This window comes from Variovorax sp. J31P207 (assembly GCF_030316965.1).
Lineage (GTDB): Bacteria > Pseudomonadota > Gammaproteobacteria > Burkholderiales > Burkholderiaceae_C > Variovorax > Variovorax ginsengisoli_B.
In genome coordinates, this window is sequence record NZ_JASZYN010000002.1 from 615,297 (window position 1) to 636,366 (window position 21,070).

Here is a 21,070-nt window from a genome sequence, read left to right on the forward strand (position 1 = left end):
CAGCGCATATTGTCCGTCGAGACGCGGCGCCGGCGGCCGCGGACCTCAGGGCGGGGGCGGCACGATGCTGTAGCGCAGCCGGCGCCCTTCGAGTCGCAATCGCAGGCCGTGGTGCCTGAACAGGTAGCGCAGGCCGATCGCCAGGGAGCCGAAGCCCGCGGCGGCCGCCACGCCCATGGCCCAGCGCGGGCCGAAGGTGTCGGCCACCCAGCCCACCACCGGCGCCCCGATGGGCGTGCTGCCCAGCAGGATCGCCAGCAGGATGGCGATGACGCGGCCGCGCAGGGCCGGGTCGGTGGACATCTGCACCATGCCGTTGGTGGAGGTGGTGAGCGTCTGCGCTGCCGCGCCGGTCACGACCAGGGCGATGCCGAAGCCGACCACGTTGGGCATCAGCGCCGCCGCCAGACAGGCGAAGCCGAACACCGCCGAGCCCACCAGCAGCAGGCCGAAACGCGGCTGGGCGCGGCGCGCCGCCAGCAGCGCGCCGGTGACCGAGCCGATGGCCATCGTCGAAGAGAGCAGGCCGTACTGGCCGGGGCCGCCGTGGAAGGCGCCGACCGACATGGTGGAAATGAAGATGGGGAAGTTCAGGCCGAAGGTGGCCACGAGGAACAGCATGGCCAGCAGGGCGCGCAGGTCGGGCCGGCGCCAGACATAGCGGAAGCCCTCCATCAAGCTGCCCTTGCTGCGCCCCGCCGCGCCGTGGCGCGGATAGAGCTCGCCCTGGCGCAGGCAGGCCAGCGAGGTCAGCACCGCCACGAAGGACAGCGCGTTGAGCAGGAAGGCCTCGCCCGGCCCGGTGGCCGCGATCACCAGCCCGGCCACCGCCGGCCCCACCATGCGCGCGGCATTGAAGGAGGTGGAGTTGAGGGCCACCGCGTTGGACAGCTCGGTCTCCGACACCAGCTCGGCCACGAAGGTCTGCCGGGCCGGCGCATCGAAGGCCGCCACGCAGCCCAGCAGCAGCGCGAACACGTAGACATGCCACAGCTGCGCCATGCCGCTCACCGTCAGCAGGCCCAGCCCGAGCGCCAGCAGGCCCATGGCGGCCTGGGTCGCCATCAGCAGCTTGCGCCGGTTCAACCGATCGGCCGCCAGGCCGGTGAAAGGCAACAGCACCAGCTGCGGGCCGAACTGCAGCGCCATCACGGTGCCGACCGCGGTGGCGTTGTGGTTCGTCAGGTGCGTCAGCACCAGCCAGTCCTGCGCGGTGCGCTGCATCCAGGTGCCGACGTTGGACACCAGCGCGCCGGCCGCCCACAACCGGTAGTTGCGGTTGCGCAGTGAACGGAAGGTGTTGCTCATCAGACCTCCAGCAGGCGCTGCAGCAGCCGCACCGCGCTGGCCAGCTGCCGCTGCTCGGCCGGCGAGTAGCGCGCCGAGATCGTGCGCTGCAGCCAGTCTTCGCGCGCGGCCCGGACCTGGCGGAACACCTTGCGCGCCTGCGGGGTGAGCGACAGCAGCGTGCGGCGCCCGTCCGCCGGGTCCGGCGCGCCCCTGACATAGCCGGCCTCGATCAGCGAGGCCACGGTGGCGCCCATGGACTGGGAACGCACGCCTTCGGCCAGCGCCAGTTCGGTCACGGTGGCGGCCTCCTGCCGCTCCAGCCTCAACAGGACCGCGCGCTGGGATTCGGTCCAGTCGGCGACGGACGCTTCCTGACGCAGCCGGCGGCGCAGTTGCGAGGCCAGCATGCGCAGGTCCACCGCCAACGCATGGGGGGTGTCGGTGTCGGGATCGGCGAGTTGGGCGGGCATTGCGCTCTGTTGGACAGGATAACTACGAAGTTTAGCTTCTTATCCAGACCCCGGGAGCGACCTGGACATGGCCAGAGCCCAGCAGCCCAAAAGCGCTCCAGCGACCAACGGCCACCCGAGCCAAGCTCAGGAGCCGGTTTGGGGTCGCCATGCCATCCTGCTGGCTGAGTTCATTTGTTGTCCATAGCAGGACGCGCAGGCGAAAATGACTGGTCGATTCGAACATGGTATCGCGAGGTTGAGGGTCTCGCCGATTCAGGCTTTGAGTTTTGGCCGTGATTGTTCCGACTGCCGCGACCGCGCGTTCAGGGGTGAATTTGATCGGACGACCGGGCCTCGCAAACCATTCGGCTATTGCTTTCCTGATTGACGCTCTGAGCCCACTGCCAAGTCAAAGCGTCGGCCCTGGACCGTGCTGCATCAGGATGGCGTTGGTAACTCGTGGACTGGTCGCGGTCCGCAGCCGCGCTGGCTCAAGGAGGCGCTCGCTGGCGGGAAGGCCCTGGAAGAAATGAAGGGCTGAGCGCCAGTGTGCAGGGTGGGTATCCGGCAGCACGCGGGTCACGACCGGACGTTCGCTATCGAGATGCCGAAATGCTGTGGCCGGACGCCAAATCGCGCCACCAACCATCAGTCGGGCCAAGGCCCCCACGCTCATGAAAGCCGTTGCCCTGCTGGCGTCCCTCCTTCTGCTCGCCGCGTGCGCGACGTGGCACGACCCTGCCGCCTTGCAGGTTCGGCAGATCGCGCCACCCGAGGCTTGCCCCTGTAAGTGCCTCGGCGTTGTGGAGGTGACGGGGAACGTGAACACATCGGAGCATGGCGGAGGCGAAGCGCGACCTGCTCGCGCTGACTCGCATCGAGGTTGGCCGACTGCCGTCAGCACTCCATGCTAGGTCAGCACCTGCACCTGCACCTGCGGCTCAAGGACTAGGTTCTCAGCGAGAGCCACAGTTTTAGCGAGAGCCACGAAGCCCCCCACCGCGCAATGAACTCGAGGTCGGCTGCGCGGCCCTTGCAAGCCGGCCCGCACAGCGGCACTTGTCCTCGCCCGCGCGAACGTGTTCGGCGTGCATCGCCGACCATTCCGTTTAGAGCGTGAGCCCCCCGTCGATGGTGAAGCTGGCCCCCGTCACGTAGCGAGCTTCGTCGCTCGCGAGGTACGAGATGAGGCCCGCCACCTCCTGTGGCGTGCCAACCCGCTTGAGCGGGCTCATGCCTTTGAGCATGTCGATGTGGCCCGCGTTCATGTCGGTGTCGGTGGGGCCCGGCTGAACGTTGTTCACCGTGATGTGCCGCGGCGCGAGGTCCAGTGCGATACCCTTGACCATGCCTGCCACGGCCGCCTTGGTCATCTGGTAGACGCTCGAACCCGCGAAGCCGGTGCGGATGGCGACGTTGCTTCCTATGGTGATGATGCGCGCGTCGTCGACCAGATGCGGCACGGTCGCCTGAATGGACAAGTAGACGCCGCGCACATTGACGTTGAGCATCTGGTCCAAGACATCCAGATCGACGGAGTCGATAGTTCCCAGCCGAAGAATGCCTGCGTTGACCACCACGACGCTCAACGGACCGAACCGCTCGACCGCCTTGGTGACGGCGCGGCGAATCGCCGCAGGGTCCGCGCTGTCGGCTTCGATAGCGAGGGCCTGCAGCCCCTCCTTGGCCGCGGCGTCCACGATGTCCTGGGCCTTGTCAGGGCGGGACACATAGGTGAATGCCACCGCATATCCGTCGGCCAGCAGCCGGGTCACCGCTGCAGCACCGATGCCACGCGAGCCCCCGAAGACGAGCGCCGCCTTGCGACTACCTTGCGTTGTTTGGTTCATTTCAATTCCTTTTTTGACTAGTCAGTCAATAACAGAGCAAAAAAATGTCCTGCATCTCCGCAGGACGGTGAGCGTCAAACCGCTTTGAGGCGGTCTGCCGTGAAGTTGGCAATGGCATGCATGCCTCTGACGTCCGCGCCTGCTCGGGCAGAAATCTGCAATCCCACCATCGCAGTCTGGATGAACGCGGCCACCTCCTTGGCGCTCAATGAAGCATCCAGTTCGCCCAGGTTCTGGCCTTCGCGCACGCGCGACTCGATTCGGCGCTGGAGCACTGCCTGTATCGAGGCCCGCGCCGCCATCAGGACCGGGTCACTGGTCCCAAATTCCCCCACCGACCCAACGCCGAAGCAGCCCAGCGCTCTAATGCTGTCGTCAGCAGGCGCCAGTCCAAGCAGCAGCTGACGGATGCCTTGCAGCGGGGATTCCGGGGTGTTCAGGCGTTCGAGGTGACCACTCAAGGCCTGCTCTTGATACGACCTCAGCACTTCGAGGTAGAGCTGGCGCTTGTCGCCAAAGGTGTTGTACAGGGTCTGCCGGCCGATACTCATCTCCTTCAGGAGAAGGTCGGTGGATGACGCAGAGAACCCATGCTCCCAGAACACTCGGGTGGCCTTTTGCAACACTTCCTCTTTGTCGAATTCGCGGGGTCTGACCATGGATGTGAACTCTACCTATTATGGACCAATCTGTCAATAACAAACTTCCAGTCGCCCGCTAACTGAGGGGAGGCACCCTTCACGAGCTTGTCCGAAGGCGTGCGCGAGTCGTTCTGGCTGCAGGGCATGGCCGCCGGCATGCCGGCCTCGTACTTCTGCGTCAAGGCCTTCTCGGAAACCGACCTCACCGAGGACCTGAATAAGTTCGACTGCCGACGCTGATCCTGCACGGCGATGACGACCAGATCGTGCAGATCGCCGACTCGGCGCTGCTCTCGGCCACCCGATGGTCCATGCGACGAAGAGCGGCAGTCCGAACACGAAGGGCTGAACTCTCGCGGCGAACAATGAGCCGCACAGGAACAACAGAAACGGAATGAAGGCGAGCCAGAGATGAATTTTCATTTCGACAACCCTAGCGCAAGAGAGTGATGTCTGAGCGCGACTCGCCCGGGGATGAGTAGTGCAAAGGGTGTCCCACGTTCTGCTGGCCGATCGGCACGGGCGACGGAGACATGTCGTCGATCCGCGCCAGAATCTCGCGCGCCTCCCGGAGGTCCGCGGTTTCAGGGCCTTCCTCGTAGTTGGCGATCACGTCATCAGCAACGCCTTTCCCTTCTGGGCACGGCTAGTCTTGCTGCATAGTCGTGCAAGGTCCATCGCCGTCCTCAGTTCCCACCCCCGCGCCCCTTGAAGACGACTCCGATCCAGGGATTGCATCAGGCATTCCTCGGCTTCCTGCACGGGGCGCCCGAGCGTGCGACCCAGGGCGCGCGCCTTGACTCGGAGCAACTCGGGGAGGTAGCACAAATCGCCGTTCGCATGCACGGATGCCAAGGTGTGGTCGATCAACTCCAGCGCTTCGGCTGACCTCCCGACCAGGGTATCTGCGCGATTGTTGCCGGAACAGGATTGCCTCTGAAATGCGGATGGTCCAGCACCCTGCGACTGATCCAACTTTCTGGCGGGGTGAATCCTCGGTGCCAAAAGGGCCGAGGATTCGACACCCGCCTTTCGAGGGCTAAATGTTCGCTTGGATTCACGTCGCCAGCACCAACTTTCCAGTGCCCATGCGGAACTCAAGTCCCTCGAGCTTCGACGACGAGTTCGATCTCCACGGACGCGCCCAGGGGCAGTTGGGCGACCCCGAAGGCGGAACGCGCATGGATTCCCGTCGCCGGACCGAAGATCTCGGTCAGCAGTTCGCTGGCGCCATTCGCAACCAGGTGCTGTTCGGTGAAGCTCTCGGTGGAGTTCACCATGCAGCTCAGCTTGACGATCCGGGTCACCTCGTTGAGGTTCCCGATGGCGGCATGCAGCGTTGCCAGCAGATCGACGGCGACCGCGCGTGCTGCCGCCTTTCCCTGCTCGGTCGTCAGATCCCTGCCGAGCCGGCCGGTGCGCACTTGCCCCTGGTGGCGCGACAGGTGGCCGGACAGATGCACCAGGTCGCCGCTTCGCCGGAAGGGGGCATAGGAGGCGGCGGGTGCAGCCGCTCGAGGCAGCTCGATTCCAAGCAGGGCGAGTCTGGAATAGACATCGCCGGCGCCGGCGAAGGCTGGGCCGTTGGGCCTCGTGCGCATGCCGGGACTCAGCTTCGTCCACGGCAGTTCCGCGGGGTCGGCAATGAAGGGCCCCGGAGCGCGCACAACCAAGATCTCTTCGGCGATGGGCGCGAAATCGGCTCGAAAATGCACCGAGCTCTTGTTGACGAGGATCTTCATGCGCTCGGGTTCGATGCCGACCGCCCGGTACATGTTCCGGTCGAGCAGCTGCGCCTTCGCCGAACTCACCGCGATGCGGACACCGCCGATGCGCAGGCGAGCCATCGGGCCGAGGTCGCTGGCCTTGGCGTTCATCATCGGGCCGGCGTAGACGAACTTCCCGTCGGACAGTGCCTCCACCTGGAACTTCGCCTGGAGCGGCGGATCGCCTTCGATCTGCGGACAGCCGCCCAGTCCGATGCTGATCGTCGCGCCCACGCCTGCCTCGTGCGCCGCCGCCGCGGCCAGCGGATCGCAGATCAAGCCGATCGCGGCGTCCTGTGCACCGTGGCGCAGCAAGGCGCGCAGCATGCCGGTGGTGTTCGAATCCCCGCCGACTCCCGGGTTGTCCTGCGTGTCGGCGATGATCACTGGCCGGTGCGCGGTGGCCGCCACCTGCATTGCGTGCTGCACCGCGGCGTCGGGCTCCTCGAACTCGACGGCCCACTGGTCCTCCGGCTTGCAGACGCGATCGAAGAGAGTGTCGAGAGCGCGCTCGGCTTCTGCTGCGTCGAAGCCGTAGCCCCAGATCACCGGGCCGCATTCCGGAAAGTCCGCGGCCGGAAAGCCAGGCGCGAAAGACAGGGACAGCACCGTGGGCTCGAGCTCTTCGAGCAGGTCGTAGACACCGCGCGCGGGCTGCATCATGGTCGACATACTGTTCACGGGGATCAGGAAGGGTACGCGCCGGATCGCGAGGTGAGCGGGGTGTTCGGCACGCATCAAGGCCAGCAGCAGTTCGCCGGCGCGCCGGCCCGTGTCTGCCATGTCGATGTGCGGATAGGTGCGATAGGCGACCACGCCATCCGCCAGACCGAGCATCTGACGTGTGACGTTGGCATGCGAATCGACGGAGACCACGATCTTGATGCCGGGCCGTGTGACGGCGCGGATACGCGACAGCAGTTCGCCCTCGCCGTCGTCCAGGTGCTGCGCAACCATCGCGCCATGCAGATCCAGGTAGATGGCATCGAAGGACGCGCTCCTGGCAGCCTCGACGATCTCGGAAGCGATGAGTTCGTATGCGTGGGTGGTCACATGAGCCGAGGCCCCCGCACCGGCCCAGATGACCGGCGTGACGCTGTGCCCCTGCGCCCGCACGAAGTTGATGAAGCCGCTGGCGGGCAGGTTCACGTCGAGCAGTCCGAACATCGCTTCGCCGCGCACGAGGCCCGGGAAGTCCTCTCCCCGGACGAAGCTGTCGTAGTTGGCCACGGTGGGGGCGAAGGTGTTGGTCTCATGCTGGAAACCGGCGACGAGGATGTTCATGGGTTCTTTCGGAAGACGGGGTCGTGGGGAAGGCTGCGTGGCCGGCTCACTGGGGCGTCAGCTGGATGGAGCGCGCCATCTTTCTGAACTTGTCCGTCTCGTTGGCGTAGAACTTCGCCGAGTCGGCAAGCGATTGCGGCTTCATCGCCTCGACGCCAGACAGCGCCAGCGCCTTCGTCATCTCGGGCGATGCGATGGCTTTCTGCGAGGCCGCAAGCAGCACGTCTGCGCGGTCGGCCGGCATGCCGCCCTTGGCCATGACGGCCAACCATACGGCATAGACCAGTTCCTTCCTCTGCGCGAGCTTGCCCTCGGTGATGGCGGGCACCTCGGGCAGGGTCGGCATGCGCTGCGTGTCCAGCACGTCGATTGCCTTGATCTTGTGGCTCTCGAGCAGTTGCGTCGATGCCCCCAGATTCGGCAGGATCGTGATGTCGATCTGCTGGCCGACGAGGTCCTGCATCATGGGCGTGGCGCCCTTGTACGGCACATGGAGTAGCTTGGCGCCGGTCGTCTGCGCGATGTACTCCGAGACGATGTGGTACATCGAGCCGTGGCCGGGGCTGCCGAAGGTGAGGCTCTGGCTGCCGCTCTTCCTGCCGGCGGCGATCACCTGCTCGAGCGATGAATAGGGAAGGTCGTTGCGCGCCATGACCACCAGCGGGTGGGTCGAGATCGGTGCCAGCACCGCGAACTCCTCGGGCTTGTACTTCGCGGATGCGTTGGACAGCGGCGCCAGGATCGCCTCGTTGGGCGAACCCATGATCAGCGTGTAGCCATCGGCCGGACGGCTCAGCAGCCGCTGTGCCGCCAGCGCACCGCCGGCGCCCGGGAGGTTCTCGATGATGAAAGGCTGCCCGAGGGCCTTGGCCATCTCGGGCTGCATCGCGCGCGCCAGGACATCCGCTGGTCCGCCCGGAGGGAAGGCAACGAGCATGGTGACCGGCTTCGAGGGAAAGGCATCCGCCGCAGCGGCGGCGCCCGCGGCCGTCGCGATGCCCAGCAGGGCGGCATTCATGGCGATCAGGCGGCTGAAGGCGTTGAAGGTTCTGCGTTGCATTTCATCCTCTTTCGTTGAGCGCCGCGAGGCGGTGGGTGGGGGGTGAGTCGATTGTTTGATGTAGCATTCGTTCGAGCAATAGCAATTTTGTGGCTTGATCGTTGCTCAATGAGCAACAGCAACAGGAGGCCTGTACCGTGCGGGAGATCAACCAGAAGCGACTGAGGTACTTCCAGGAAGTGCTGGTGCGGGGGTCCATGCGCGGTGCCGCCGATGCGCTCAATACCGCACCGTCGGTGATCACGCGCCAGGTCGCCCTGCTGGAAGAGGAGCTGGGCTTCGCTCTGTTCGAGCGCCAGGCCCGCGGCGTCGTGCCGACCGACAACGCCTACCACCTGCTCGAGTACTGGCGAGGCTGTCAGGCGCATCAGGAGCAGCTGGTCGAGCGGCTCCAGGCGATCGATTCGATGGAAACGGGCACGGTTCGCATCGTCGCCAGCGAAGGTTTCGTCGAGGGCCTGGTCACGCAGATCGTCGCCCCGTTCTGCGAGGCCTATCCGAAACTCACGGTCGAGCTGGACGCCTTGCCCGTGAACGAACTGATCGGCGCGCTGGCGGATGACTCGGCCCACATCGGGCTCGCCTACAACCCCCAGCCCGATCCGCTGCTGCAGTTCGTCGCCAGCGCGGCCGCGCCGACCCAGGTGCTGGTCCGGGCGGGCCACCCGCTGACCCGGCTCACCGGAGCCCTGCGCCTGAAGCAGCTGGTCGGCTTCCCGATCGCACTCATGCCGCCCGGCTATGGCGTCGAGCGCGTCGTCGAGTTGCTCGAGTACGCGGAGCACCTGAAGCTGCACCCCTCGTTCCGGAGCAACTCCGTCACCAGCCTCAAGAGATTCGTGCAGTCGACCAACGGCGTGACCTTCGTCGGCGCCGGCATGGCGGCATCGGCGGAGATCGCATCCGGGGAGCTGGTCGCACTGAATCTCGCCGATCCTCTCTGCAGGACGGCGCAGGTCCGGCTGATCGTGCGCCATGGCCGGCCGCTGGCCATCGCAGCGAGCAGGCTGCTGGCGGAGATCCAGGGCCGGTTCTCTGTTTTCACGCCTTGACGCGCCAGAGCTGGATCGAGCGGTCGTTGCCGGCCATCCGAAGCAGGTCAGCACTCACGAACGCTGGAGATGCGAGCGGGCCTATTTGCGCAGCGGCCCGAAAGCCGACCTCATCTCCTCCGCAAACAGCTGCGGTTGTTCCCAGGCCGCGAAGTGACCGCCTCGATCCACCTCCTTGAAGTAGTAGAGCGTCGGGTAGGCGCGTTGCGCCCACGACTTCGGTGCCCGATATATTTCGCCCGGAAAGACTGTGATTGCAACCGGGACGGAGATCTCGGTCGTTCGCTGGGCGGCGGAGCTGAAGTTGTTGTTGTTGTTCTCCCAGTAAAACCTCGATGAGGAACTGGCGGTGTTCGTGAGCCAGTAGAGCGAGATGTCATCGAGAATGCGTTCCCTGCCGAGCACGGCCTCGGCATTCCCCGATGGATAGGTCCACTCAGTGATCTTCTCGTACATGAAGGCCGCCAGGCCGGCCGGAGAATCGTTGAGGCTGTATCCAATAGTCTGCGGTCGAGTGACCATCATGGCGCCATAGGCCGCGTTGCGCGCGAAGAACTTGCTCAACGTCTGATACGCCGTTCGTTCGGAATCGGGCAGTCCCGCTGGGGGCTCGTCACCGGCGTGGATACCCTTGACGAGCTCGGGCGGTACCGTGGCCGGCATGTTCAGATGAATGCCAAGCAGGCCTTCGGGCTTTTGTCGGGCCAGAGCGTCGGAGATCACGGAGCCGTGATCCCCACCTTGGGCCACATATCGATCGTATTGCAGGCGATGCATCAACACGTTCCAGGCACGAGCCACGCGGTCTGGCCCCCAACCAAGTTCGCTAGGTCTGCTGGAAAAGCCATGCCCCGGGATGGCCGGTATCACTACGTCGAAGGCATCTTCCGGTCGCCCGCCAAACGCGGTCGGATCGGTGAGAGGCCCAATCGCGTCGATGAACTCCAGAGGAGACCCTGGCCAACCGTGAGTCAAGATCAGGGGCAGGGCGTTCGGATGACGAGACCGGACGTGAATGAACTGAATGTCCACCCCGTCGATCTTCGTGACGAACTGTGGTAGCGAGTTGAGCCTTGCCTCAACCTTGCGCCAGTCGTAATCGGTTCCCCAGTGCTTCATCAACCGTTGGAGCTTCGCAAGCTGAACACCCTGGGATGAATCGTCCACCGTCTCCCTGTCCGGCCAGCGCGTCGCTTGAAGCCGGACTCTTAGTTCCTTCAAGGCCTTGTCCGAGACGTCGACCTTGAACGGACGAATTGCCACAGACGATGACACTGTTTGTCGCTCGGTTCGATAGGCCGTCGAATCGCTCGCGCTGTCTTGGCCAGCAAACGAGAGACCCGAGGCAATCATGAGGGCGGTCGCGCAGATGGTGGAGGTGAGTCGAACTTTCGGTCTTTGCTGCCGGTTACTTCTACAGCTGTGCATGGGATTAATCTCCATTGATAAGTGAGTGGCTTGCGGCCTTCAGGCCAAGAGGAAGAGGATCGATAGCCAGATGCCGGTGACGTAGGTCAGCGTTGCGCCGACAGCCCGCATGACATTCGGACGAGACATCGAGGGACAAGTAATGAGGCCGAAAGCGAGCAGTACGCGCGCAGCCGTGGCAACTGCGATCAGCCCTAGAGCCAGATGGCCAGGCTGGTGAGCGCCGATGACCAAGAAGAGCACCGCTAGGAACGGGGCGTACTCAGCCGTGTTGCCGTGAGCCCGTATGAGTCGATTGAGCATATGGTCGGGATCAGCAGCGAGTCCAGTGAAGACCTTGGCTTTGCCCCGAACAGCCGTCACAGCGAGCCCGAGTCCAAAGAGCAAAACGCCAAGAATCGCGATGCTGGTTGCTACGAGAGGGCTCAAACTCGACATGGTGAATTCCTAGATCGGAAGGATCGGCCCTGCCTGTGGGCGAGGGTCGTCGTCGTGGTCGAGGTTCGCTTGCTCCTCGATCGAACCTCGGCACCTCGCCAGAGCAGGCTCGGCATCAGGGAACTAGCAGGAGCTTGCCGGTGGTCGCGCGGCTGGCCATGTCGGCGTGGGCCTTGGCCGCCTCGGCCAGCGGATAGAGCCCGCCGACGTGGACTTTCAGCTTGCCTTCGGCAATCCAGTCGAACAGCCGGGCTGAGCGAGCGCGTAGCAGCTCCGGCGTATGAATGTGATCTGAGAAGACCGCATAGCCCAACTTGATGCTTCTGGGCAGACTCATGATGTCGAGGGGGCCGGGGCCGCCCAGTACCGGGCCGTACCAGCAAAAGGTCCCCGAGCGGCGCAGGACGTCCATCGAACCCTGGAACGTGCCGGGGCCGGAGCCGTCGAACACCACGTGCACGCCCTCGCCGCCGGACAGCGCAAGCGCCTTGTCGACGAAGTTGCCGTCGGTATCGACGATCACATGGTCCGCGCCGGCCGCCGTGGCCACGGCCACCTTGTCTGCCGACGACACGCGACCGATGACTTGGCCTCCGCGAAGCTTGATGATCTGGGTCAGTAGCAGACCGAGCCCTCCGGCCGCCGCATGCACAAAGGCAACATCGCCCGGTTGGGTCGCATAGAAATCTGTGGCGAAATGGCTGGCGGTCAGGCCCTGCATCATCACCGCTGCCGCGGTCTTGTCGTCGATACCGTCGGGAATGGATACCAACGAGGTGGCGGGAACAGCGACCTTCTCCGCATAGCTGCCGGGCGCGTAGACCCAGGCCACACGTTGGCCGATTTCGAATCCGTCGACACCCTCGCCCACTGCGAGGACACGGCCCGCGCCCTCGACGCCAAGGACCTTCGGGTTAGGCATCTCGTTCCACGCCATGCCTTGGCGCACGCCGATGTCCATGAAGTTGACGCCGGCGACGCAGACTTGCACAAGCACCATCCCGCTGTCGGGCACGGGGTCTGGCCGCTCCACGCACGCCAACACGCCGACATCGCCGATCTCGTTCATCACAACTGCTTTCATTTCTGTTCCTTGATCTGTTTAGGTGGATCTCAAAATGTCTTCAGCTGCCCAATAGGCCAGCTGTACTGTTCGCAACGGAAATGGTCTTCGGTTCCAGGAATGCTTCCATCCCGAAGACACCGAACTCCCTACCGATACCCGACTGCCTGACACCGCCGAAAGGCGCGATCAACTCGGGGGCGATGCGATTTATCAGCACCGTGCCGGCGTGTAGTCGGAAGGCTACGCGGCGTGCGCGCTGCAGCTGCGACGAGAAGACGTAGGCCTGCAAGCCGTAAATGGAATCGTTCGCGATCTCGACCGCTTCGTCATCGTCGTCGTAGCCGATCACCGAAAGCACGGGTCCGAAGATCTCCTTTTGTGCAATGTCCATGTCGTTGCGGACATCGACAAATATGGTGGGCCGCACGAACCAGCCCTTGTCGAGGCCGTCCGGGCGGCCTTCGCCGCCGGCCAAGAGCGTCGCGCCCTGCGCCAGACCGCGGCGGATGAATTGCTGCACGCGCTCGAACTGCGCCTTGCTCGCGAGCGGCCCGACCGCCGTGGCGGCGTCGCGCGGATCGCCCACCTGAATCGCTGCAACTAGATCCTGCAGTCGTTCAATGGCCTCTGCCATGAGCGCGTTCGGGATCAGCAGGCGCGTCCCGGCCACGCAGGCCTGTCCGTTATTCATGAAGGCAGCGTTCAGCGCCATGGGCAACACGGTGGCCAGGTGGGCGTCGTCCAGGACCACGGTGGCCGACTTGCCCGAGAGCGCGAGACTCACCCGCTTCATGGACTCCAGGCCCGCGCGGGCAATGAGCTTTCCGGTCTGCGTGGAACCGGTGAAGGAGATCTTCGCGATTCCCGGGCTGGTGGAAATTTCGTCGCCCACATCGCCGCCGCGCCCGAGCAGTACGTTGACGACGCCGGCCGGCAAGCCGGCGTCATGCAGCGCCTCGGTCACGACATGCGCCTGCAGCGGACCGAGTTCGCTGGGCTTGACGACCGAGGCGCAGCCCGCAGCGAGGGCCGAGGCCAACTTGCTGCAGATGCTGCCAGCCGTGCTGTTCCAGGGCGCGATGAGGCCGGCGACCCCGATGGGTTCCATCACCACGGTGGCCTCGCCCAGGCGGCGTTCGAAGTCATAGTCAGCCAGCATTCGCGCCGTCGTGGCAAAGCACTGCGAGGCGTAGTTGCTGACCCACTGTGAACGGGCCACCGGGCCGCCGTACTCCTCGATCGTGGCATCGCGGATCTGGTCGCTTCGGGCCAGCACTGCGGCCTCGAGGCGCCTGAGCATCTCGATGCGCTGCGCCTTGGTGCTGTTCGTCAGACCCGGCTGGGCCCGGTTCGCCGCGGCGATGGCCCGTCGGGCATCGTCGCGGTTGGCCAGCACCACAGTCCCGATGGCCTGCTCGGTCGCTGGGTTGACGATCTCGAGCCGTTCGCTGCCCTGGACAGGCACGAAGGCGCCGTCGATGTAGGCCTGATCGAGGTTCCACATGGTTCGCTCTCCTGATGCGATGGAGGTGCTTGTTCGCCGACCGAACGACCTCTTACCCGCGTGCCAGGTCGAGCACCGCCTTCGCGAAGGCCTCGGGGGCTTCCTGCGGCAGGTTGTGGCCGATGCCACCGCTCACCAGCCGATGCTCATAGCGTCCCGAGAACTTCTTCGCGTAGGTGCTGGGCTCCGGATGCGGCGCGCCGTTGGCATCGCCTTCGAGCGTGATGGTCGGCACGCCGATCACGGGCGCCTTGGCCAGCCGGTCCTCGAGCGGCTGGTACTTCTCCTCGCCGTCGGCCAGGCCGAGGCGCCAGCGGTAGTTGTGGATCGTGATGGCCACGTGGTCCGGGTTCTCGAGTGACGCTGCGCTGCGGTCGAAGGTCGCCGCATCGAAGTTCCACTTCGGCGATGCCAGTTGCCAGATGAGCTTGGCGAAGTCGTGGCGGTTCTTCTCGTAGCCCGCCCGGCCGCGCTCCGTTGCGAAGTAGTACTGGTACCACCACTGCAGTTCGGCCTGAGGTGGCAGAGGCACTTTGCCGGCCGCCTGGCTGCCGATCAGGTAGCCGCTGACCGAGACCAGCGCCTCGACCCGCTCCGGCCAGAGCGCGGCCATGATGCAGGCCGTGCGTGCGCCCCAATCGCAGCCGGCCACGGTCGCGCGCTGGATCTTGAGCGCATCCATCAGCGCGATGATGTCCACGGCAACCACGGACTGCTGTCCGTTGCGTGGCGTGTCGGCCGACAGGAAGCGCGTGGTTCCGTAGCCGCGCAGGTGCGGCACGATGACGCGCAAGCCCGCGGCGGCAAGCGCCGGCGCCACGTCGACGAACATGTGAATGTCGTACGGCCATCCGTGCAACAGGATCACCGGCGCGCCGTTGGCCGGGCCCGCTTCGTAGTAGCCGATGTTGAGCGTGCCGGCATCGATGCTCTTGAGCGGCTCGAGGCGCTTGAGTGCGCGAGTAGGCTGGGCGAAGGCCGGCGTCACCGCAGCGAGCTGTGTAGCAGCAGCGCCAAGCGCCGTCGCGGTGAGGAAGGAGCGGCGGGGCAGTCGGAATGACAGTGTCATGTTAGAACTCCTAAGGAAGAGCGCGTTGAATGGGTGGATCCAATGCTGCCTGCAGCATCACGAATCCGCCGACACTGCGTATCGCTCTGTATCTGCTGCTGGTTTTTCAACAATAAATTTCGATGCCCGTCGATTCGTCGATGCGAGACTCATGACACGCCTTTCGGCACGTCTCAATCCCCGCAGAGATTGGAAGCCAACGCGACGTTCAAACGCGTCGACTTCTCGCATGCATCCAAGCCGTTGAAATGCCACCACGCCGAACTCGTTGAGGTGGAGACGAGCGTAGGACGAGGCCCTTCTATGTCTTGTGAGGACGGATGCGAACCCGCCTCGCGCAGGCCGTCCAATCAGCACAACCCCGGCACGCACGATCCGAATGGGTTCCCTGTGAGCCACGGGGCTCGGGAGAGACAAGACAGTCGTGCGCCGCTGTCTCGGTCACGGGTCGGCCATGGATTCGCGGCGGTCACTCCGCTGATGAGTGGCCTGAACTGGAGTGGAGGATTCACCTTGCCTGGTTGACCAGTCGTAGCCTACTTGCTGTGGCCGTGCCAAGCTGAGGAAATGGCCCGGGCAAGAGGCTTTGGGTAGAACCGGTCATCAACCTTCATTGGGGCGCCAAATAGTCGCGCCTTTCCGAAGTGTCGGCTCGACGATCTCGGTATCGGCTGATTCGGCAGCGGGATCGATGGAGTCGGCGTCGGCGTAGGGCGGCTTCGCCCAGGCGGGGGCCGGAGCGGGAGCCGTGCGGCCGGACTGAAGGCAATTGCGGAAGCCGAGGCGGCTAGGATGGGCCGCGGGCTCGGCGAGGAGATTTCCACTCGATCGAAATTCATGGCCGAATCTTGGTTGGAAATGGCGATGGAGAGCGCTTCGGGTTGACAGTGGCTCCAGGTTCGTCGGAGAGTGCAAGTTGCCCCTAACCGCCCAACCTTTCCTGCCGAGTTGAGTGGCGAAGGGCCCTGCGGCAATCCGTCTATCGGTTTGCGGCTTCTACGATCAGCTTGGCGACGACATCGGGCTTCGACGTCATCACGACGTGCGAAGCGCCTTTGACGACGACCGTCTTCATGGACTTGGCGCGCTCGGCCATGAAGGCCTGTGCCGCCGGCGGGATGTTCTTGTCGCCGTCCCCGTAGACGAACCACGAGGGGACCGTCTTCCATGCCGGTGCTCCGGCCGGCTCGCCGAGCGCCGCCTCGGCGATGGGGCGTTGCGTCGCGGCCATCAGACGCGCAGCGGCGGCCGGCACGTCGGCGGCGAACTGGTCGCGGAACCTGTTCTTCAGGATGTACAGGTCCTTGCCACCATCTGCGAGTGCGACCGGCGGTGCCAGCGCGGGCCCGAGCGTGCTGCCGGGGAACTTGCCGGCGAGGTCGGCGGCCGACTCCCCGGCATCGGGCGCGAACGCGGCCACGAAGACCAGCGCCTTCACGTTGCTCTTGCCTGCGGCGGCCGTGGAGATCACGGAGCCGCCATACGAGTGGCCCACCAGCACCACCGGTCCCTGGACTGAATCGACGATGCTCGCGATGGAGGCCGCGTCGGATTTGACGCCGCGCAATGGATCGGCCGCGGCGATGACCGGATAGTGCTGTGCCTCCAGCTGGCGGATCACGCCGTCCCAGCTCGATGATTCGGCGAAGGCGCCATGCACGAGCACGACGGTGGGCTTGGCGTGCTGCGCCGTGCTGGCGGTTTGGGCTGAAGCGGTGAGCGTGACGAAGACGCCCGCCAGTGCCATCAGGCCTCCGGTGGCGACAGTGCGAGCGAGGCGGCGGCTGAGTTGTTTCATTCGAATTTCCTGTCCTTGAAGTAGAGAGCAAAGAGGAGTGATCGCCCTTCGGAACGCAAGAAGCGCGCGGCGCGGGCAAAGCACGGATACGGTTATAGGAGCGCAGCCACGCGTACCGCCGATCTTTGTATGGCACTGTGTCTGCCGAACCGGCTGACAAGAAGAATTACGCGAACGCATCACGGCGATTGCCCCCCGCGCCGCTTGCGGCTGGGGAACGGCTATCGCGCGGTCGACCCTGCGGCGCTCGCCGGTGAAACGTAGTGTGGCTTTCTGCAGTGGAGATACACGGGTATACGAAGGCTGATCCGCAAGAGGCAAGGTCGCCAAAAATTCGACGCGCTCTGGGGATTCACCTCCAGCCGATTTCTCAACACTCAAGGGTCTGTCTCATGAAACGACTCAACACGCAGCAGGCTTCCGCCTCGATCGCTGAAAGTCTCAACGAATCACCGTCTCCAGACCGGACGGTGTTGGCGGCGATCACGGGCCTTGGCGTCCTTGCCCTAGCGGTGGCGGCGGCCGTCTTCTCGGTGGCCTCGAGCGCCGCTGCGGACGGGAAGACTTCGGCTGCCTCGCCCCTGTACGGCGTCACGATTCCCGAGGGCTACAGACAGTGGCAACTCATCGCACCGGCCATTGAGGCGGAGCCGTTGAACGAGCTTCGGGCGGTGCTCGGGAACGCCAAGGCCGTTGAGGCCTACGACCAGGGCAGCCTGCCGTTCCCGGATGGCACTTCCTCGTCAAGCTGGCATGGAAGCAGGTGCAGTCATCGGAGTCCCCCCCCGCCACCGTTCCGGGCACGGCCACGACCGTTCAAGTGATGGTGAAGGACGCGAAGAAATACGCCGCCACGGGTGGCTGGGGCTTCGGCCGGTTCGTGAACGGAAAGCCCGTCGACCTGGCACAGCACCAGACCTGTTTCGCCTGCCACCAGGCGCTGGTGAAGAACCACGACTACGTGTTCACGCGGCTGGCGCGCTGACGAGCAAAGCGCCCCGTCCCGAACGGGGGCGCTTGCGTCGGCGCGGCGCCATCGGGCACCAAGGGTCCGCCTAGAGACCGAGGGCCCGGGCCACGCCCGCCCCGTAGGCCGGATCGGCCTTGGCGCAGTTGTCGATGTGGCGGCGCTTGATGAACTCCGGCGCATCCCCCATGGCGCGTGCCGTGTTGTCGAACAACGCCTGCTGCTGTGCGGGCGCCATCAAGCGGAACAGGTCGCCGGGCTGCTTGTAGTAGTCGGCATCGTCCTCGCGGAAGTTCCAGAAATCCGCATCGCCGCGCAACGCGAGCGGCGGCTCGCGATGCTCGGGCTGCTCCTGCCACTGGCCGAAGCTGTTGGGTTCGTAGTGCGGCGTGCCGCCATAGTTGCCGTCCACGCGCATTGCGCCGTCGCGGTGGTTGCTGTGCACTGGGCAGCGCGCGGCGTTCACCGGGATCTGGTGATGGTTCACGCCCAAGCGGTAGCGCTGTGCGTCCGAATAGGCGAACAGGCGCGCCTGCAGCATCTTGTCCGGCGACACACTGATGCCAGGCACCAGGTTGTTGGGTGCGAACGCGCTCTGCTCAACGTCCGCAAAGAAGTTGCCGGGGTTGCGGTCGAGTTCCATCACGCCCACCTCGATCAGCGGGTAGTCCTTCTTGGGCCAGATCTTGGTCAGGTCGAAGGGGTGGTAGGGCACTTCCTGCGCATTGGCTTCGGGCATCACCTGCACGTACAGTGTCCACTTGGGGAAGTCGCCGCCCTCGATGGCGTCGTATAGGTCGCGCTGATGGCTCTCGCGGTCCGCGCCCACGATGGCGGCGGCCTGCGCATCCGTGAGATTCTTGATGCCCTGCTGCGTCCTGAAATGGAACTTGACCCAGAAGCGCTCGTTGCCCGCGTTGACGAAGCTGTAGGTGTGCGAGCCGAAGCCGTGCATGTGGCGGTAGCTCGCCGGGATGCCGCGGTCACTCATCACGATGGTGACCTGGTGCAGCGCTTCGGGCAGCAGCGTCCAGAAGTCCCAGTTGTTGGTGGCACTGCGCATGTTGGTCCTGGGGTCGCGCTTCACGGCCTTGTTGAGGTCCGGAAACTTGCGTGGATCGCGCAGGAAGAAGACGGGCGTGTTGTTGCCCACCAGGTCCCAGTTGCCTTCCTCCGTATAGAACTTGAGGGCAAAGCCGCGGATGTCGCGCTCGGCATCCGCGGCGCCGCGCTCGCCGGCCACGGTGGTGAAGCGGGCGAACATCTCGGTCTTCTTGCCCACGGCGCTGAAGAGCTTGGCGCGGGTGAACCTGGTGATGTCGTGCGTGACGGTGAAGGTGCCGAACGCGCCGGAGCCCTTGGCGTGCATGCGACGCTCAGGAATGATCTCGCGGTTCAGGTTGGCCAGCTTCTCGACCAGCCAGACGTCCTGCATCAGCAGCGGGCCGCGGGGGCCGGCGGTGAGGCTGTTCTGGTTGTCGACCACGGGGGCGCCGAAGGCGGTGGTCAGCGGGGTGTCTTTCGAAGCTTGGGGCGATTTGCTCATTCGGAATATTCCTCATGTCGGTGTTGCAAGGACTGCCACTCTAGCGATCGACGGCCGCAACTCCCATCGGCTGTTCGTAGGGGGGCGAGGCATACGTCAGCATGACGCCGGTGTACGAAACCCTTCGAGCGCCGCCGCGCCCGAGCAACGACCCGCCGCCACGTCTTTAGTCGTGCGCGAGCGCTAGCTCTATCCAGGTCTTCAGCTCGCCAGCGTCGATCGGCTTCTCGATCAGGCACAGCGCCGTGCTGGCCGCCACGCGCTCGCGTACGCGCGTCGATGCGAAGGCGGTGATGAACAGTGTCCGGACATGGATGCCCTGCCCTCGGAGTCGGTCCAGCAACTCGATCCCGTCCATCGCCGGCATTTGCACATCGCACACCAGGCAGCGCGTGCGCGCCGCCACACCGGAGGCAATGAAGGCCGAGGCCGATGCGAACTCGCGCGCCTCCCAGCCGAGCGAGCGCACGAGGCTGCTCGTCGCGGCGCGCACAAAGGAATCGTCGTCGACGATGGACACTAGTGTGATGCGATGGGGAGGCAAGGGAGATTCCGGCTCTTTACCTGGGTAAGCGGCTGGGACCATCCCATCATTGCCCGGCATCCCAGAATACCGCCGCCAGCAGGCGGCGCCATCATATGGAGGTATGGGCGTTGGACGTTCGCCCGCCTGGAGGTTCCGCTCGAGCGACGTCATGCCATTGCTAGCGGCAGCGTCAGTCGTGCCTCGAGTCCGCCGCCACGGCGGTTCTGCAACAGGAGCTCGCCCTGCATGGACCGCGCCAGACGCCGGGCAATCGCCAGGCCCAGGCCCGATCCCGGCTTGTGCTCCTGTCCCTGCTGTACCCGCACCCAAGGGGACAGGACTGCATCCAATTGCGCCGGGCAGATGCCCGGTCCCGAATCGACCACGGCCAGCACCAGGTTGCGGGTATCGACGCGGGCGCTGATCCGCACGTTGGTGCCATACCGCAGCGCGTTGTCGATCAGGTTGGCAAGCACGCGGCGCAGCGCCAGCGGGCACGCGGCCACCGGCCGGCCGATATGTCCGTCCAGCGTGATCACCCGGCCCGTGTCGCGGTAGTCGCGCACCAAGTTGCCGATCAGGCCGTCGGCATCGACACGCGGGAGCGGCTCGGCAACGATGCGCTGCATCCACGCGCTCGCGACACTGGCCTCCACCAGTTCGCGCATCTCCGCGAGATCCCGCTCCATGGCTTCGCGTGCCACGGCATCTTCCAGCATCTCGCAACGCAGCCCCATGCGAGTGAGCGGCGTGCGCAGGTCGTGCGCATAGGAGGCCTGGACATCCAGATGCTCCGCCTCGCGTTCCGCCTGGCGGCGGCGGAACGCGTTGATGGAGCGAGCGAGCTGCGCAATGGCCATCGGACCACCTGCCGCGATCGCGGGCAGGCGGGCGTCTTTGCTCTCCCGATTCAGTTCACTGGCAATTCGTATCGCGCCGGCGCGGTGGGCGTGGACGGTGAAGCCGAAGAGGGCGCTGAGGAGCGCAAGACCGACCAGCAGCGTCAGGCACAGCATCCCCCACAGGCTGGTCTCGACCGTGCAGGCTGCGGACGGCGGCGTCGCGGCATGCGAGGTCGTGCCGAGCGTGGCGATGGCAAGCGCGCGACCTGCGATCATTGCGATCCGGGTCACGGACGCGGCGTGGGTGGTGCCGGCGTGCGGTTCGGGGCTGTTCGTCATCATCGTTCTCCTGTTTCCGGCGCAATGGGCGGCATGGGGAGATGACATCACGCGCAGTGCCAGTCGCGCCATTGCACCCGCGTTCGCCCGACCCCTACGAAGGTTTGCCCTCGCCATGCGGGCGCGCAGACGGCCACGGGCCCGAAGCGACG

General features: G+C 65.2%; 18 protein-coding genes and 2 pseudogenes. 4 read left to right on the top strand and 16 right to left on the bottom strand.

What is annotated here, in order from left to right:
- Nucleotides 1-45: 45 nt before the first annotated feature.
- Together QTI68_RS08510 and QTI68_RS08515 are read right to left on the bottom strand one after the other, a co-directional pair.
- Nucleotides 46-1,308: an MFS transporter gene (locus QTI68_RS08510; protein WP_286520943.1), complete on the bottom strand. Its 1,263-nt coding sequence runs from the start codon at nucleotides 1,306-1,308 to the stop codon at nucleotides 46-48.
- Nucleotides 1,308-1,760 (bottom strand): MarR family winged helix-turn-helix transcriptional regulator, encoded by a 453-nt coding sequence (locus tag QTI68_RS08515; RefSeq protein WP_286520944.1) that lies wholly within the window; start codon nucleotides 1,758-1,760, stop codon nucleotides 1,308-1,310. Before QTI68_RS08515 ends, QTI68_RS08510 begins: the two co-directional genes overlap by 1 nt.
- A 412-nt stretch (nucleotides 1,761-2,172) precedes the next feature.
- Here QTI68_RS08515 and QTI68_RS40130 point away from each other — a divergent pair, with 412 nt between their 5' ends.
- Nucleotides 2,173-2,283, top strand: coding sequence for an H-NS family nucleoid-associated regulatory protein (locus QTI68_RS40130; RefSeq protein ID WP_503011637.1), 111 nt, complete (start codon nucleotides 2,173-2,175; stop codon nucleotides 2,281-2,283).
- Nucleotides 2,284-2,851: 568 nt separating this feature from the next.
- Here the strand turns inward: QTI68_RS40130 and QTI68_RS08520 are convergent.
- On the bottom strand, nucleotides 2,852-3,592 hold the full coding sequence (locus QTI68_RS08520; protein WP_286520945.1) for an SDR family oxidoreductase: 741 nt from the start codon (nucleotides 3,590-3,592) through the stop codon (nucleotides 2,852-2,854).
- Nucleotides 3,593-3,666: 74 nt separating this feature from the next.
- Nucleotides 3,667-4,251, bottom strand: a complete 585-nt coding sequence (locus QTI68_RS08525) for a TetR/AcrR family transcriptional regulator (RefSeq protein WP_286520946.1) — start codon at nucleotides 4,249-4,251, stop codon at nucleotides 3,667-3,669.
- A gap of 87 nt (nucleotides 4,252-4,338) precedes the next feature.
- Between QTI68_RS08525 and QTI68_RS08530 the strand changes: the two are divergent.
- Nucleotides 4,339-4,532 (top strand): annotated as a pseudogene (locus QTI68_RS08530) (alpha/beta fold hydrolase); the annotation flags it as partial.
- 134 nt (nucleotides 4,533-4,666) lie between these two features.
- Here QTI68_RS08530 and QTI68_RS08535 read toward each other — a convergent pair.
- The 3 genes from QTI68_RS08535 to QTI68_RS08545 all read right to left on the bottom strand — a co-directional run bounded on the left by QTI68_RS08535 (nucleotide 4,667) and on the right by QTI68_RS08545 (nucleotide 8,343).
- Nucleotides 4,667-4,846 carry a hypothetical protein gene (locus QTI68_RS08535; protein ID WP_286520947.1) on the bottom strand — a complete coding sequence of 60 codons (180 nt, stop codon included), beginning with the start codon at nucleotides 4,844-4,846 and terminating at the stop codon, nucleotides 4,667-4,669.
- Nucleotides 4,847-5,330: 484 nt separating this feature from the next.
- Complete coding sequence (locus QTI68_RS08540) at nucleotides 5,331-7,283, bottom strand: Atu1372/SO_1960 family protein (protein ID WP_286520948.1); 1,953 nt, start codon at nucleotides 7,281-7,283, stop codon at nucleotides 5,331-5,333.
- 46 nt (nucleotides 7,284-7,329) lie between these two features.
- Nucleotides 7,330-8,343: a tripartite tricarboxylate transporter substrate binding protein gene (locus QTI68_RS08545; protein WP_286520949.1), complete on the bottom strand. Its 1,014-nt coding sequence runs from the start codon at nucleotides 8,341-8,343 to the stop codon at nucleotides 7,330-7,332.
- A gap of 137 nt (nucleotides 8,344-8,480) precedes the next feature.
- Between QTI68_RS08545 and QTI68_RS08550 the strand changes: the two genes are divergently transcribed.
- Nucleotides 8,481-9,395, top strand: a complete 915-nt coding sequence (locus QTI68_RS08550; protein WP_286520950.1) for a LysR family transcriptional regulator — start codon at nucleotides 8,481-8,483, stop codon at nucleotides 9,393-9,395.
- 81 nt (nucleotides 9,396-9,476) lie between these two features.
- Here QTI68_RS08550 and QTI68_RS08555 read toward each other — a convergent pair whose 3' ends face one another.
- From QTI68_RS08555 to QTI68_RS08580, 6 genes are all read right to left on the bottom strand, one after another.
- Nucleotides 9,477-10,748, bottom strand: coding sequence for an epoxide hydrolase family protein (locus QTI68_RS08555; RefSeq protein WP_503011647.1), 1,272 nt, complete (start codon nucleotides 10,746-10,748; stop codon nucleotides 9,477-9,479).
- Between the two features lie 114 nt (nucleotides 10,749-10,862).
- On the bottom strand, nucleotides 10,863-11,261 hold the full coding sequence (locus QTI68_RS08560; protein ID WP_286520954.1) for an MAPEG family protein: 399 nt from the start codon (nucleotides 11,259-11,261) through the stop codon (nucleotides 10,863-10,865).
- 115 nt (nucleotides 11,262-11,376) lie between these two features.
- Entirely contained in the window at nucleotides 11,377-12,345 is a 969-nt protein-coding gene (locus tag QTI68_RS08565; RefSeq protein ID WP_286520955.1) for a quinone oxidoreductase family protein, read from the bottom strand.
- A gap of 40 nt (nucleotides 12,346-12,385) precedes the next feature.
- Nucleotides 12,386-13,831 (bottom strand): aldehyde dehydrogenase family protein, encoded by a 1,446-nt coding sequence (locus tag QTI68_RS08570; protein ID WP_286520956.1) that lies wholly within the window; start codon nucleotides 13,829-13,831, stop codon nucleotides 12,386-12,388.
- Between the two features lie 52 nt (nucleotides 13,832-13,883).
- The gene (locus tag QTI68_RS08575) at nucleotides 13,884-14,900 is read right to left on the bottom strand and encodes an alpha/beta fold hydrolase (protein WP_286520957.1); all 1,017 of its coding nucleotides are present in this window, start codon (nucleotides 14,898-14,900) and stop codon (nucleotides 13,884-13,886) included.
- Between the two features lie 979 nt (nucleotides 14,901-15,879).
- Complete coding sequence (locus QTI68_RS08580; protein ID WP_286520959.1) at nucleotides 15,880-16,698, bottom strand: alpha/beta fold hydrolase; 819 nt, start codon at nucleotides 16,696-16,698, stop codon at nucleotides 15,880-15,882.
- Between the two features lie 482 nt (nucleotides 16,699-17,180).
- On the opposite strand from QTI68_RS08580, the pseudogene QTI68_RS08585 reads away from it, so the two are divergent.
- A pseudogene (locus QTI68_RS08585) lies at nucleotides 17,181-17,683 on the top strand (cytochrome P460 family protein).
- A 70-nt stretch (nucleotides 17,684-17,753) separates the two neighbouring features.
- Here QTI68_RS08585 and QTI68_RS08590 read toward each other — a convergent pair.
- The 3 genes from QTI68_RS08590 to QTI68_RS08600 form a co-directional block, all read right to left on the bottom strand.
- Entirely contained in the window at nucleotides 17,754-19,211 is a 1,458-nt protein-coding gene (locus QTI68_RS08590; protein WP_286520960.1) for a catalase, read from the bottom strand.
- 166 nt (nucleotides 19,212-19,377) lie between these two features.
- A complete protein-coding gene (locus tag QTI68_RS08595) occupies nucleotides 19,378-19,797 on the bottom strand; it encodes a response regulator transcription factor (RefSeq protein WP_503011648.1) in 420 nt (139 codons plus the stop codon).
- A gap of 107 nt (nucleotides 19,798-19,904) precedes the next feature.
- Nucleotides 19,905-20,918 (bottom strand): sensor histidine kinase, encoded by a 1,014-nt coding sequence (locus tag QTI68_RS08600; RefSeq protein ID WP_286520962.1) that lies wholly within the window; start codon nucleotides 20,916-20,918, stop codon nucleotides 19,905-19,907.
- Nucleotides 20,919-21,070: the final 152 nt, after the last annotated feature.